Annotated in this window: 15 protein-coding genes; 6 read left to right on the top strand and 9 right to left on the bottom strand. The window is 46.0% G+C overall.

Annotated features, from left to right (window positions below):
• Positions 1–12 precede the first annotated feature (12 nt).
• The 8 genes from IL_RS03570 to asnC all read right to left on the bottom strand — a co-directional run bounded on the left by IL_RS03570 (position 13) and on the right by asnC (position 9048).
• A complete protein-coding gene (locus IL_RS03570; RefSeq protein WP_011233953.1) occupies positions 13–1167 on the bottom strand; it encodes an efflux RND transporter periplasmic adaptor subunit in 1155 nt (384 codons plus the stop codon).
• A gap of 69 nt (positions 1168–1236) precedes the next feature.
• On the bottom strand, positions 1237–2253 hold the full coding sequence (locus IL_RS03565; protein WP_011233952.1) for a zinc-binding alcohol dehydrogenase family protein: 1017 nt from the start codon (positions 2251–2253) through the stop codon (positions 1237–1239).
• Between the two features lie 73 nt (positions 2254–2326).
• Complete coding sequence (locus IL_RS03560; protein WP_011233951.1) at positions 2327–3337, bottom strand: ArsA family ATPase; 1011 nt, start codon at positions 3335–3337, stop codon at positions 2327–2329.
• Between the two features lie 35 nt (positions 3338–3372).
• Positions 3373–3645 carry a cory-CC-star protein gene (locus IL_RS03555; protein WP_011233950.1) on the bottom strand — a complete coding sequence of 91 codons (273 nt, stop codon included), beginning with the start codon at positions 3643–3645 and terminating at the stop codon, positions 3373–3375.
• Between the two features lie 20 nt (positions 3646–3665).
• Positions 3666–5345: a carbon starvation CstA family protein gene (locus IL_RS03550; RefSeq protein WP_011233949.1), complete on the bottom strand. Its 1680-nt coding sequence runs from the start codon at positions 5343–5345 to the stop codon at positions 3666–3668.
• 122 nt (positions 5346–5467) lie between these two features.
• Positions 5468–5641 (bottom strand): DUF1328 domain-containing protein, encoded by a 174-nt coding sequence (locus IL_RS13595; protein WP_016341288.1) that lies wholly within the window; start codon positions 5639–5641, stop codon positions 5468–5470.
• 135 nt (positions 5642–5776) lie between these two features.
• Positions 5777–8395, bottom strand: a complete 2619-nt coding sequence (locus IL_RS03540; protein ID WP_011233947.1) for a M14 metallopeptidase family protein — start codon at positions 8393–8395, stop codon at positions 5777–5779.
• 182 nt (positions 8396–8577) lie between these two features.
• Positions 8578–9048, bottom strand: coding sequence for a transcriptional regulator AsnC (gene asnC, locus IL_RS03535; RefSeq protein ID WP_011233946.1), 471 nt, complete (start codon positions 9046–9048; stop codon positions 8578–8580).
• A gap of 150 nt (positions 9049–9198) precedes the next feature.
• Here asnC and asnA point away from each other — a divergent pair, with 150 nt between their 5' ends.
• The 5 genes from asnA to IL_RS03510 all read left to right on the top strand — a co-directional run bounded on the left by asnA (position 9199) and on the right by IL_RS03510 (position 13042).
• A complete protein-coding gene (gene asnA, locus IL_RS03530; RefSeq protein ID WP_011233945.1) occupies positions 9199–10179 on the top strand; it encodes an aspartate--ammonia ligase in 981 nt (326 codons plus the stop codon).
• Positions 10180–10235: 56 nt separating this feature from the next.
• A complete protein-coding gene (locus IL_RS03525) occupies positions 10236–10826 on the top strand; it encodes a TetR/AcrR family transcriptional regulator (protein ID WP_016341287.1) in 591 nt (196 codons plus the stop codon).
• 20 nt (positions 10827–10846) lie between these two features.
• Positions 10847–11584 carry an SDR family oxidoreductase gene (locus IL_RS03520; protein ID WP_011233943.1) on the top strand — a complete coding sequence of 246 codons (738 nt, stop codon included), beginning with the start codon at positions 10847–10849 and terminating at the stop codon, positions 11582–11584.
• Between the two features lie 6 nt (positions 11585–11590).
• On the top strand, positions 11591–12574 hold the full coding sequence (locus tag IL_RS03515) for an LLM class flavin-dependent oxidoreductase (RefSeq protein ID WP_011233942.1): 984 nt from the start codon (positions 11591–11593) through the stop codon (positions 12572–12574).
• A gap of 84 nt (positions 12575–12658) precedes the next feature.
• Positions 12659–13042: a glutathione S-transferase N-terminal domain-containing protein gene (locus IL_RS03510; protein WP_011233941.1), complete on the top strand. Its 384-nt coding sequence runs from the start codon at positions 12659–12661 to the stop codon at positions 13040–13042.
• On the opposite strand, the gene IL_RS03505 is transcribed toward IL_RS03510, so the two are convergent.
• On the bottom strand, positions 13039–13881 hold the full coding sequence (locus IL_RS03505) for a TIGR02285 family protein (RefSeq protein ID WP_011233940.1): 843 nt from the start codon (positions 13879–13881) through the stop codon (positions 13039–13041). The two genes, IL_RS03510 and IL_RS03505, sit on opposite strands and share 4 nt — an antisense overlap.
• Before the next feature lie 115 nt (positions 13882–13996).
• Between IL_RS03505 and IL_RS03500 the strand changes: the two genes are divergently transcribed.
• On the top strand, positions 13997–14497 hold the full coding sequence (locus tag IL_RS03500) for an alpha/beta hydrolase (RefSeq protein ID WP_011233939.1): 501 nt from the start codon (positions 13997–13999) through the stop codon (positions 14495–14497).
• Positions 14498–14499 lie beyond the last annotated feature (2 nt).

Raw genomic sequence — 14499 nt, 5'->3', positions numbered from 1 at the left:
TACTGACTTCCCTTACTGCTGCTGTTCAGAGTTAGATGAATCGATAGTCACCGATGCGCCCGGACGAATTTTTTGCAGACCTGAAGTGATAACGGTATCGCCTTCTTTAAGGCCTTCAGATACTAACCAACTGCTGCCTACAGCGCGTTCTGTCGTTATCATCCGTTGTTCAACTTTTTTGTCATCATTTACCAGCATGACATAAGGTCGTCCTCTGGGGTCTCGAGTTACGGCTGTTTGTGGTACTTTAATGGCTGAGTTAATAGTGCCTTCACTCACTTCAGCACGCACAAACATGCCGGGATACAACGTTTTATCCGGGTTAGGGAATTCAGCACGTAATAGAATTGCTCCTGTATCCTCATCGACACTGACTTCAGAAAAAAGCAGCTCACCTTTTTGATCGTAATCCAGACCATTTAATTTTAGACGAACGGGTGCGTTACCTTTCTCGTTCGCCTGAATACGGCCAGATTTTATATCAGCCTGTAATTCCATAAATTGCTTACTGGACTGGTTGATATCAACATAAATTGGATCCAGTTGATTAATCGTAACCAAAGGCTCAGTCTGCGACGCCGTTAATAATGCACCTTCAGTGAAATTAGAGCGGCCAATGACACCGTTAATAGGGGCGTTGACTTTTGTATATTCAAGATTAATACGGGCATTTTTTAACTGGGCTTCAGCGACTGAAACAGCCGCTTTGTTTTGATAAAAAGTGGCTTCTGCACTATCAAATTCGTCTTGACTGACAGCGTTCTCTTCAAGTAATTCCTGAAAGCGTTTATAACGAAGTTCCGAGCTGCGCAGCACAGCTTTGGCGCTTTCAACTTCAGCTTTGGCGCTGGCTAATTCTGCTTCGTAAACGGCAGGATCAATTTGATAGAGTTGTTGTCCTTTCTCTACAAAAGTTCCTTCTTCAAAAGTCCGTTTCAGCAATACACCACTAACTTGTGGACGCACCTGAGCAACTCGGTAGGCAGCTGTACGTCCAGGTAAATCGGTACTAAGGCTGATTGACTCAGGCGTTACGGTAATCACATCAACCTGAGCTGCTTGCTGCTGGCCTTGTTGCTGCTGTTGTTGGTCGCTGCATGCGGTTAGTGCTCCCGTTAACAGAAGACTCGCGGCAAAAATGGGGGCAAACCTAAAACGCGTGTTCATTAAATTACCTCTGACCTATTAATTTATATCAATCCGGAATTATACATACATTCATGTATGTTTGTAAAACTATTCAGCGACAGTTAGCGCTATTTTTCCGATGGTTTTCTGACTTTCTAATGCCTGATGCGCCTTCCGAAGATTATTCGCATTCATTTCGCCAAAGCTTTTACCCAGAGTCGAACGAATTTGGCCTTTTTCGACCATTTTCGCAATATGGTTCAGTAATTCCTGCTGCTTTATCATGTCTGCTGTAGTAAACATAGAACGGGTAAACATAAACTCCCAGTGCAAGCTGATACTTTTTTGTTTCATCAGGGTAATGTCGATACTTTCTGATGGATCATCTATAAGGCAAAAGCGACCCTGAGGAGCCATTAATTTCATGCATTGTGCGAAATACTGTTCGCTATGAGTCAAACAGGCCACATCGGTTACCGGAGAGGCGCCAACAGACTCTATCTGCTCAGCTAAGTCGTCGTAATGATTGATAACGTGGTCAGCCCCCAGAGCTTTTACCCATTGTTGAGACTCTGCGCGGGAGGCCGTAGCGATAACGGTGACATCGGTTAGCTGCGCGGCAAGCTGAATTAAGACCGAACCAACGCCACCGGCTCCACCAATGATTAATAACGTTCTTTTGTTGTGCGGTGAAGGTTTATCAACCTGTAAGCGATCAAACAGAATTTCCCAGGCAGTAATGCTGGTCAGTGGAAGGGCGGCTGCCTGAGTGTCATCGAGGTTCTCCGGTGCTTTGCCTACAATGCGATAATCGACGGTTTGCAATTGCGCGTTACAACCTGGTCGGGTCAAGTCCCCCGCGTACCAAACACGGTCTCCGGTTTTAAAACCTGTTACTTTATCTCCGGCAGAGACAACTTCCCCGACTGCATCCCAGCCAATAATTTTGTGGCCAGATTCAGGCGCCATGCGCATTCTGATTTTGGTATCAACCGGGTTAACAGCTACGGCTTTAACTTTAACCAGTAAATCGTTGGCTCCGGGAACCGGATCATCGACAGTAATATCCAGCAGTGAACTTGGATCTTCAGCCGGAAGTGATTCTTTGTATCCTACAGCGCGCATAGTCTTCTCCTTAATTAACAACAATCACACTGTATACGTATTATTAGAGAAAGCGATGACAAAAAAATGGCAGTTAGGCAGAAAATCCTGCTTGCTCCAGATTATTTGCAAAGGCTTCTAATGCATCAAGACCTTGGACATCTTCTTCTAATAGATAAAGAGAGTAATTTCGCCATGCTTTAAAACGTTTGTGAATGTCTTCTATGTAAGTTTTTTCCTGAAGCCTGCGTTTGGCCAAAAAGCTGCCGTCGGCCTGTTCAGGCAATATTCTATTAATAACAACACCACCAACGGGTAACTTCTCCGCGGTTAACGACTGCAGTGCCCGATCAGTTTCCTGAATAGGGAGACGTTCTGGTGTTAGCACAAACAGAATGGATGTGTAACTGCTATCCTGCAGTAAGCGTCGGGTTCGTTGAAAAAGCCTCTGTCGTGTTAATAGTTGTTCTGTAATTGCTTTAGTGCGGTCGGACATACCGTCGCTGGCATTGTCTTGAGGGTCCGCCATTGGGTTATTAATATCTTTACCAGCTTTGGGTGATAAATGCTCAAGGACTGAATCAAAGTCTTCAGAGCGCTTTTGCGAGCGCAGCATTCCCTGCGTCCAGGCTGCCATAGCCTCGGGTAATGTCAGTAAACGCAAAGTATGACCGGTCGGGGCTGTGTCAAAAATTAACAAATCGTAGTCTTTCTCTGCTTCATCAATGACGTTGCAAATGCGCTCTAGCAAAGCAGCCTCCTGGGCTCCCGGAGACTGCTGGGTTAAACGCATCTGGCGCTCAATTTCGGGAAAGAGATCGGGGTTTGTAAAACGCTTCATTTGAGAACTGACGCGTTCAATATGAGCCTTAACTTCGTGGTCAGGATCAATTTCTAATGCGGTTAAGTTTTCGCGCATAACAGTTTTTTTATCGCCAATTTTCATATCGAATACATCGGCTAGACTGTGTGCCGGATCGGTTGAAACCAGCAGCACTTTTTTGCCTTGTCGGGCGGCAAGAACTGCCAGAGCCGAAGAAACGGTTGTTTTACCAACTCCGCCTTTGCCACCAATTAATAAAACTTTTTTATCGCTTAACAACATGAGAAATGAACCCTGCTTTTGGTCGGGTTATAAAATTAGCAACAACGGAAGTGATCAAGAGGTGAGTGTTCCATCCCCATGCGTTGATGCCATTCGTGGAAACGTTCCAGCATTAATGGCTGTAACTCTAAAGTATAATAGGCGGCCGGGTTCGGCACGCCCATCATTTCAGAAAAAACCAGTAGCATGAATAAATCGTCTTCGTCGCGCTTTGCCCGGGCAATAGCAGAGCGATAGGGCGCATTATAAAACTCATTTGCCAAATCACTTGCCCGGCTGAACCAACGGCGCACTGACTGTATATTCATGCTACTTACTCCAGTTACTTTTATTGCTGCTTCTGGGCTTTTTGTTCCTTACGGATTTTAGTTAAGCCTGCGCTAGCTTCAAGAGCAATCCAGATAGCGGCAACCAGCACCACTAAATCCAGACCCATTAAGAACCAGTCACCGCTGTTATAGAAATCTTTAAGCTGAACAATAAGAGCGAAGACTGTCATTATCAACAGGAAAATTAACGGTATTAAGGTGTAATACATTGGTCGGCCTAAGCGCACCAACATGACCGTAATAACCAACAAGGTCAACCCTGCTAATAACTGGTTTGTGGTACCGAACAGAGGCCAGATAACTAAGCCGCCGGAACCGTCTGCGCCGCCAGCACCGAAGGCTAACAATAAGCAGCTTCCTACAGCTAGCATCGTTGCCGGAAAGGCTTTTTGCATCCAGTTAATGTTATACAAGTTTCCCCATTCCTGGAAAATATAGCGTTGCAGACGTAATCCAGTATCCATTGTGGTACCGGCAAAAAGCACAGCCATTACCGTCAGCAGGGTTTCTGATACGCCAATGTCCAGGCCTAGCCCCTGACTAATAATGTTGGCGCCACCTTCAACAAAGGCTGATACGCCGCCTTGTCCGAAAGATGAGTAGACCGCTTCCCAGTCGGCTAATGTTGCAAAACCGGCTGTGGCGGCGATGATAGTCGCCAGCGACAATGAGCCTTCACCAACCGCACCAAAGTATCCGACAAAACGGGCGTCGGTTTCTTTATCAAGTTGCTTCGAGGTTGTACCCGATGCAACCAGACCGTGGAAGCCCGAAATTGCCCCACAGGCTATGGTGACGAATAACAGCGGCAACATTGACGGGGTGCCTTCTGGGGTATTGCTATTGAAGGCCGGAGCTGAAATTTCCGGAGCCAGTAATAACGTGGCACCGTAAAGCAAAATAAGACCAATGAAGAGCTGCAGACCGTTGATGTAGTCACGTGGCTGAAGCAACATCCAAACAGGCAGTAATGAAGCGATAGCGGCGTAGCCAAACAGGATAAGAACCCATTGCGCGTTGTCACTGATACCCATTACCGTTTCTGGCAATTCTATTGGAAATGAGGGACCTGCCCAGATAAGTGCGTACAGTGCCAGTACACCGATAATGGATATTGCACCTAAGCCCATCCATTTACGGAAAATAATTTGTCCGATAATAAGTGCGACAAAAATAGCACCCCAAACTGGCACTACTGAGCTGGAGAATTTAATCAACAGACCTGAAATAGCAGTAGCGAAAACCGCGTTGACCATTAGTAAGACAAGGAAGATAACGATCATGAACAGCGTTTGAGAGCGTTTGCCAACAACATCGCCAGTCAAGTTACCAATAGATTTGGCTTTATTACGGTTACTTGCCCAGATCGCGCCAGCGTCGTGTACGCCAGCAAAAAATATGGTACCGAAAATAACCCATAAGAAAGCAGGTACCCAACCCCAGATAACCGCAATGGCAGGACCAATAATAGGTGCCGCACCGGCTACAGAAGTAAAGTGGTGGCCCCACAGAACGTATTTATTGGTAGGGACGAAGTCGACTCCGTCTTCTAATTCGTGAGCGGGTGTTCTGAAGTTCGGATCAAGCTTAAAAATTTTCTCAGCAATAAATTTAGAGTAAAAAACATAACCGAGAAACATTGCGCCTAAACCCAGAACCATCATTACGATTGCGTTCATGGCAAGAGCCTCATTGTTGTAGTGTTAGACAGATAACGAAAAATGCCAACCGTTATTGTAGCGTAAACTCAATAACGGTTGGCATACGACCAATGTCTAATATCTAACAAAGGCTAAAACATTTAAAGCCTTTTATTCCCCTGAAGCAGGCGAACGACTAAAGAAATCGCAAAGAGGATAATAAAGATATAGAAGATAATTTTAGCTATTCCGGCAGCTGTTCCGGCAATTCCGCCAAAACCTAAAATAGCGGCAACTACAGCCACGGCTAGAAAGATTAGAACCCAACGTAACATATACACCTCACTGATTAATTTAGAAGATTCAATTAGTAAGGTAGACCATTATTCGAAAAACAACCAATATATCCAAGTGTAAAAAAACCGCTAAGACAAAAAATCCTAGCGGTTTTATCTCTATTAATTTATTAATTAATGGGCTTCAGCGGCGGCATCCGCTGCTGCTTTATCGTCCAGTTTTTTCGCGTAAACCTGAATACGGGGAGCTAAATAAATAGCATTACTGAGTAACTTGGATGTCCCCCAAAAATAGGCGCGGAAATTAATGTTGTCGGCAAAACCAATTACCTGACCGTTGCCTAAACGATGGGCGGCAATATTGGTTTTACCTTTTAGTATTTCGCGATTGCGCTCATCAGTGTAACCACTCATTAAAGGCTGCTCCGAATAGCGAGCGACTGAAACGAAAGGCGACTCGGGTTCTTCCATGGCGGCAGCCGAATTCTTGAATACTGGCATTTGGTCACGCGGGAATCCAAAGAATAGTGGGTGAGAAGTATCGACATCCATTGAGAATATCGCTCCGGCAATTCGCTGTTCAGCGTAGAAGTCGTCGCGCTCTTCGTAACTTAGCTGCTTTTTAGTAAAAGCGCTCTGGAAGACGGCATCATCAATAAAGCGAGTTTGCAGAAGACCGTTTTCTGCTAACCATTCAGCACCACCACGCTGACCAATTATTGTTCCACCGTGGCTTACCCAGTTTTGGATTTTTTTACGCAGTTGTTTATCTAAATTGCTGTAATGTCCGTCTACCATAATAATATGGCTATAACGGGTTAAGTCAGCGCTGGGCAGACGTTCAGTATCAACCATCGACAATGGAATACCTACGTGGCGGTCAAGGTAGTACCAGGTTTCCCCAGCTTCGTAAAGGTTAACCCCTTCGCCGGTCAGCATCATTACGCTGGGCTTTTCTACCGGTTGAATATTGCGGCTACCCAGGTCAACACCTTCAGGTGTTAATCCGGTCTCGATAGAGGTTACCTGAATACCTTTTTCTTTTGCTGCGGTAGCCAGACGACGTTGTACATCGCGCCATTCCCGTTCCTGATAGGCTTTAGGTACAACAATAGAACCGGCTGAAAACTCCTGACGGCCTTGTTCACCTTCTACAGTGAAGGGTTTTGTTGTCTGACGAACGTGAATGTTCTGCTCCAGCAACTCTTGTAATAAACCCGGAGCGAAGTAATCGTTCCAGTTAAATGCGTAAGCGTAGGCATCAGTGAGAGCCGACGTCTTGCGTTTTGGCGCATCCCAGGCATTATCCGCAATTTGAATACGACCACGATGAGTCTCAAATGGCACGTTAAAGGCTAATGGCAGAGTCCAGCCTGAAACATCGTAGAAGGTATTGTTCGGGAAGTTCTTACGCGTACTGAATATTCCCTGAATTAAACCGTACTGAGCCTGAGCCAGAGGGATATAATAACTGCTTCCGGCTTTAAACTGAGTGCCGTTCTGTTCAATATCTTTTTCTACACGATAAGCTTTAATACCGTGCTGTTTAAAGATTTCCAGTAGACCTTCTACACGCGACGGATCGCTTGAGTCACCAATTAGATAACCTTCAAACTTGGCTTTTTGTGCGGCCTCCATGCCTTCGTCGTAAGCACGCTCCTGAAACTCAATAAAACGACTTTTGTTTTTGTGTGTGCCGTAAATGGTACTTAGTGAGGCGACAAACTGGTTACGAATAGTGAACGGAAAGCTGACCTCACCATTAACCGAGTCCTGCAAGTGTCCTCGGCTGGAGGCTTGTTCAAATAAAATACCTACGGCGCCCTGAATGTCAGGGTAGGTAGAGCCTTTGCCATAATAGAAGTCATCAAATGACTCTTCGGTGTAATACAGGCTGCCAATATCATCCAGCGAGTCAGCGTGTTCTGCCGCAAGAATTTCGGTTAAGCGCACGTTTTCATCTGGCGTTAATGGGTTTTTACGAGACGGAATACCCGGCTGGAAGAAATACGTGCTGTTGGTTCCCATTTCGTGGTAATCGGTCAGTACGTTTGGCTTCCATTTCTGAAAGTTAGCGATACGCGCGCGCGATTCAGGGTGTTGCAGTAACAGCCAGTCGCGGTTCATATCGAACCAGTAATGGTTGACCCGGCCACGAATAAAAGGTTGCACGTGCTCACGATGCTGTGGATCGGCAACCAGATTTTGACTGCGGTGCTGGTTTGCCCATTGTGCAAAGCGAGCTAGTCCATCAGGGTTAAACGCCGGATCAAGCAGAATAACTGAATCGCTCAAAAGCTCATCCACAGCTTCACCTTCTGCCGCGGCAAGGTAATAAGCAAACAGTATTGCTGCATTACTGCCGCTCGATTCGTCCCCGTGAATACTGTAGCCCATGTACATGACGACCGGCGTATTGTCCGGGTCGGCATCACGGTTTGGATCAGCTGCGGCCAAATGACGCTCACGAACGTCATCAATATTGCGGTGGTTGTCTTCTGAGGTGACGGTAAGAAGTAACAAAGGACGCTGCTCATGTGTGCGACCGGTCACTTCCAGCGTGATGCGATCTGACTCTTCGGCCAGAACTTCCATATACTTTACAATTTGTTCGGGGCGGGCATGCCATTCACCAACCTGATAACCAAGCACATCTTTGGGTTTGGTAATTTCCGGGTTGTAACTGACATCCTGTGGCAGATAGTAAGAAAGGTCTTTTGTTGCTGCCATAGAAGGCAGGGCAACGATGACCAATGCAGCCGCGGTGACACGGCTTAACATTCGTTTCAACATAGATAGATCCCCTTGGTGTAATTATGCCAATACCATAACAAAAGCTTAACGCATTGACTGTTGTTTTCGGCGGGTCGCAGATTTTTAGCGATGCTTATCGCTTTTTCATTTGGTAGTCGTACATGGGGTCGTAGTAGTCAACCAGTAAGCCTTCTATCCACTGTTTATGCAGTTCTGCGCTGTCATGGCTGTATGTCCCGGTTAATTGGCTGCTGTAATGAAATGAGCGTTTCCGTCGATTGTATTTCATCAATAGCCTGAATTCGATTGATTAGCGTGTGTTGTAGCTCGTTTATTGACGGTGTCATAATTTTAATAAAGACGTTGTACTGACCGGTAGTGTAGTAAGCCTCAATAACTTCTTCGAGCTTTTCCAGTTTTTCAATTGCGGCCGGGTAGTCACCCGCGCTTTTCAGCGTAATGCCAATGAAACAACAGACATCGTAGCCTAAGCGTTTGGCGTTAACCTGTAAACGCGTACCCTCAATAATCCCGGCACGCTTCATTTTTTCAACCCGTACGTGAATAGTGGCCGGACTCACCTTATAGCGTTTGGCCAGCTCAGCGTAAGGAATACGTGCGTCTTCCATCAGAGTTCTTAGTATGGAACGGTCCAGATCATCGATTTGATAATTTTCAGGTAATTTTTTCATGTTTTATTAAAGCTTCGTTAATTAAGTTAGGTATAAATTAACGGAAAATAATAAGTAAAGCTATTTTTGTTAAACATTATTGAATAAATAGTTCTAAAAGGTATTAATTGAATTGTGTTTATATTCTTTTATTAACGATTCGGAGTATTTATGAAGTCACAATACATGTTACAGCAACAGAAAATTCAATTCGTAAAAGCCGGCTTTACTCAGCAGTTACAGCTTCAGCTTGGGCTTATTGAAGTGCAGTCGCCACTACTAAGTGAGTTGGGCAGTGGTGTTCAGGACGATTTGTCGGGCTGGGAAAAGGCGGTTGCAGTTAAAGTAAAAGCCGTGCCCGACAAAGACTACGAGGTGGTTCACTCTCTGGCGAAATGGAAGCGCTATACCCTGGGGCGTTACGGCTTTGGTGCAGGCGAGGGCATAGTTACCCAAATGAAAGCCTTGCGGCCCGACGAAGAAGCTTTGAGTTCCGTACATTCTGTTTACGTTGACCAGTGGGACTGGGAAAAAGTCATTACTGAAGAGCAGCGTTCGCTGGCGTTTCTGATCCAGACCGTCGAGCGTATTTACGCTGCTTTGCGTCAAACGGAGCAGCAATATATTGAACAACACGGTGGAACCGGAACCTTACCGGAGAAAATACAGGTTGTGCATGCAGAGGATTTAATTACTGCCTATCCAGACCTTACTGCAAAACAACGTGAGCGCAAAGTGGTTAAACAACATGGCGCAGTATTTTTGGTCGGTATTGGCGGGGAGCTGAGTCATGGTCATGCACATGACGTAAGAGCGCCGGACTACGATGACTGGAGTTCGGTTAACGAGCAGGGCAGTACGGGCTTAAACGGCGATATTCTTGTCTGGCATCCGGTATTAGATGACGCGCTGGAACTTTCTTCTATGGGGATACGTGTTGACCAGCAGGCATTAAAGCGTCAGTTGGCTATTAGCCAACAGGAGGAAAAGCTCAAGCTACCCTGGCATCAGTCCTTGTTAGCGGGTGAATTGCCTTTAACTATTGGAGGGGGAATAGGTCAGTCACGGGTGGTTATGCAAATTTTACAAAGTGACCACATTGCTAAAGTTCAGTGCGGTGTCTGGCCGGAACCCATTGCTGAAGCCCTATAGTTGCAATTAACAGACTGATCTTGAAGTTTCTAGACGACTGGTCTAATATAGATCGCATGACTAAGAATGACACACGACAAAACATCATAACAATCGGTGCTGACCTGATATCCATACATGGGTTCGGCAGCACCGGTTTGAATAAAATTCTGAGCGAGGCGCAGGTGCCCAAGGGCTCCTTTTATCATTACTTCAAAAGTAAGAATGATTTTGGCCTGGCTGTTATCGAAACCTACGCCGAGGATTATGAAGCACGCATGGACGAAACTCTGGCTAACGAGACGTTGGAGCCGGTTGATCGTTTGCGCAGCTATTTGCGTCGCTCGGTAGAGGACTTAAAGTCGTGTGATTTCTCCAAAGGCTGTCTGATAGGCAACCTGGGTCAGGAAATGGCATCTCAGAGTGACTTATTTCGCGAACGGTTAGATGACATTTTTTCTGACTGGGAGCAGCGTATTGCCCGGTGTTTAAAAGCTGCACAGGACGCACAGCAAATTCAGCAGTGCATTGACACCGAACAGATGGGAGCCTTCATTCTTTCTGGTTGGCAGGGGGCATTACTGCGAGCCAAAGTTCAGCGTTCTATGCTGCCGCTACTGCGTTTTGAAGAGATGATATTAAAGCAGTTAGGGGCAGTTGACCAATAGCACTAACCGGAGGTAAAGCTATGTCAGAAGTACAAGATAAAGTTGTGATTATTACAGGTGCAAGCAGTGGTTTAGGAGAAGAGACCGCTCGTATGCTTGCAGCAAAAGGCGCAAAACTGATGTTAGCGGCGCGTCGCGAAGATCGCCTAAAAGAATTGACTGAGTCAATTAAGAAAGACGGTGGCCAGGCAGCTTACCGTGTGGTTGATGTAACCGACAAAGCCGCAGTTCAAAAACTGGCTGACGACACCAAAGCTGAATTTGGTCGTATTGATGTCTTAATTAATAACGCCGGACTCATGCCACTGGCCCCGCTCGACGCGCTGAAAGTGGACGAATGGGACACCATGATTGATGTGAACATTAAAGGTGTTCTATATGGCGTAGCTGCTGTATTACCGGTTATGCGTGAACAGCATGTGGGTCATATCATCAACCTGTCATCGGTTGCAGGTCAGAAAGTTTTTGCTGGCGGAACGGTGTATTGCGCAACCAAGTTTGCGGTAAAAGCCATTTCCGAAGGCATTCGTCAGGAATCTAATGGTGAAATTCGCGCGACCAATATTTCACCGGGCGCTGTAGCAACAGAACTGACGGATCACATTAGTGACAAAGACGCGAAAGAAATGGCTGACAGTTTGTATTCAGACGCGATTGATTCTGCGGCTATTGCTCGTGCCATTACCTTTGCGATTGAGCAACCTCAGCAAGTTGACGTGAATGAAATGATCATTCGCCCAACCAAGCAAGAGCTGTAATTCAGTATGAAATACTCAGTTCTTGATTTAGCGCCCATTACCGAAGGTGGGTCTGTGGCTGAATCATTGCATAACTCGGCTGATTTGGCCCAGCATGCAGAGCGGTGGGGTTACCACCGCTTCTGGATGGCTGAACATCACAATATGACCGGAATTGCCTCGGCCGCAACCGCGGTTGCTTTAGGTTATGTCGCCGGTAAAACTGACAAAATTCGAGTGGGCTCAGGCGGTGTTATGTTACCAAACCACGCGCCTTTTGTGGTCGCTGAGCAGTTTGGTACGCTGGATGCCCTGTACCCCGGACGTATTGATATTGGTCTGGGCAGAGCACCGGGAACAGACGGCCGAACTTTACGCGCGTTAAGACGTAAACCAGATGATGCGGAACAGTTTCCTAACGATGTTCAGGAGCTTTTAGGTTATCTGGAAGAAGCGCAGGAAAGCGACCCAATTAAAGCGGTGCCCGGGTTTGGACAGAAAATTCCGGTGTGGTTGCTCGGCTCAAGCACTTTTGGCGCTCAGCTTGCTGCACACTTAGGCCTGCCTTATGCCTTTGCTTCGCATTTTGCACCAGACTATTTGCAGCATGCGTTAAAAGCGTATCGCGAGAACTTTCGTCCGTCGCGTTACCTCAGCAAGCCTTATGTTGCTGCGGCAATGAACGTTTTTGCGGCAGACAGCGAAACCGATGCGCGAAAAATGATGAGTTCAATGCAACAACAGTTTATTGCGTTGCGGCGCGGTACACCCGGGCCTTTAAAAGCACCGGTGGATGACATAAGAACGGTTGCTGCGCCTCATGAACTGGCCGGGGCGAATCATGCATTAACCTATACGGCGGTTGGTACTAAGGATTCAGTTCAACGGCATATTAATCAGTTTATTGATGATACCGGTATAGATGAAGTTATTCTTACTTGTCATGCCTTTGATCATCAGGCTCGTTTAAGGTCGTTCGAAATTGCCGCGGAAGCTTTAAACGGAAAGTGAAAAGCGTTTAGTTAAAAGACTGACGCTCTACCTTAAACACGTTAGAATAGCGGCATCTTTAACAGGCAGTCTGGTTGTATTTCTATGAGAATTATCATTCGTTACTTTTTTCGTACTCTACGGCTTATTTTAACGCCTATTGTTTTACTGGTCGAAAAATTGACCACCCCAAAAGGCCAGAGCCGCAGTGATGAGGCTCAGCAACAGGTAGATGAAGCCTGCAAGTCGCTGGCTCTTTATCAATTTGCCGCTTGCCCTTTTTGCGTCAAGGTACGTAAGGAAATTGCCCGCCTTAATTTAAATATAGAATTAAGAGATGCAAAAAATAATGAGCAGCACAGACAAGAGCTGTTAGATGGCGGCGGCAGAGTTAAAGTGCCGTGTTTGCGCATTGAGCAGGACGATAAAGTACAGTGGATGTATGAGTCCGATGACATTAACCAGTATTTACAACAGCGCTTTGCTTAATCAACCATTGGGCGACTAGTTCCTAACCACTGATCCAGACTTTTTTGAAAGTCCGGATCAGCTTTAAGTTCGTTGATGACCTCATTAAGGTGTCGCACAGCTTTACGTCCCCATTCATTATTACTGCAACCAACCGCACCCTCAATAACCACACCCTCGTACTCTTCAATAGGCAAGAACACCAGTCCGCTGTTTTTAAATTCAGTTTCGTTGTAGTAAGTCATAATCATTTCATAATCGATAGTGTAATCAATACGCTTGTTGACTATCATAGTCAGCAAGTTGATGTGGGCATTGTCGCCGCTAATAAAACTGAAATTATCTGAATCGATAAGGTGCTCTTCCAGTAGAGGCTGCAGGCGGCCGTAACGGCGTTCAGCCGGTTGCGCAAAGCGTAAATTTGAGTCCTGAACCAGGCTGGAAAAATCTACTGGCTGGCCATACTTTCCAATGATTCTGGCTGCTGTGTCAGCACGGGTAATGATACCGTGCGGCTGGTACCGATGAGTTGTTTCGGTGTAATTAAATTCGGAATTGTAACTTGCTCCTTTAATCAGGCAGGGAAAGCAGAGGTTCTTGTTCTTTTTCATAAGCATGGTAATACGGCGGGAGGGCAGCTTTCTGACCTTGTGCGACAGTTCCGGTAGCTGGCGCTGAAAGCTGCTGACTAAAGCATCGCAAAAGCCTTGTTCTTCGTATTTACCATCAAATATATGAAACGGCGGGGAGGAGTTTACTCCCCAGATAATGTCTTCGTGCTCGGCAAGGCTGCTTGAGCTAAACAGAGCCACTATAGATAATGCGGTGTACAGCGCAACAAGTTGCTTGTTAAAGGTCATAGTAACCGCCTTTCTTTATAATGAACGTTTTGACTATCATGATAAAAGCTTACATTGTTACTTAATTGTTATATCTGATAGTTTTATCTAAGCACAAAATATAGGTAATTGCTAAATGCTGGTTATTTTTAATCACGGAAAAGAGAGCGGCCCCTGGGGCAGCAAAATTAAAGTTTTAGCAAAAACCGCTGAAGCTTTGGGGTTCAGCGTAACCAGTGTCGATTATCAGGGTATTGATGATCCTGATCAGCGCGTGGAAAAACTCACAACATATATTGAAGCACTAACGGAAAATTTCTTGCTGGTCGGTTCCAGCATGGGCGGTTACGTGGCAACGGTAGCTGCAGCTAAAACAAAGAGCCGGGGGCTGTTCTTAATGGCTCCGGCCTTTTACTTAGGTGGTCAGGCAAATTTTGATGAACTGACACCGGCTTGTGAGACTCAAATTGTTCATGGCTGGAAAGACGATATTGTTCCTGTTGAGAACAGTTGGCGTTATGCGGAAAGAACCAGGGCAGAGTTACACCTGGTGAATGATGGCCACCGTTTAATTGACAGCTTGCCGCAAACTAATGCACTGTTTAAACGGTTTCTTGAAACGTTATTAAAAGGGTAGGT

This window comes from Idiomarina loihiensis L2TR (assembly GCF_000008465.1).
GTDB lineage: Bacteria > Pseudomonadota > Gammaproteobacteria > Enterobacterales > Alteromonadaceae > Idiomarina > Idiomarina loihiensis.
Note: the sequence above shows the minus strand (reverse complement) of the source record. Positions and strands in the feature narration are given on the sequence as shown.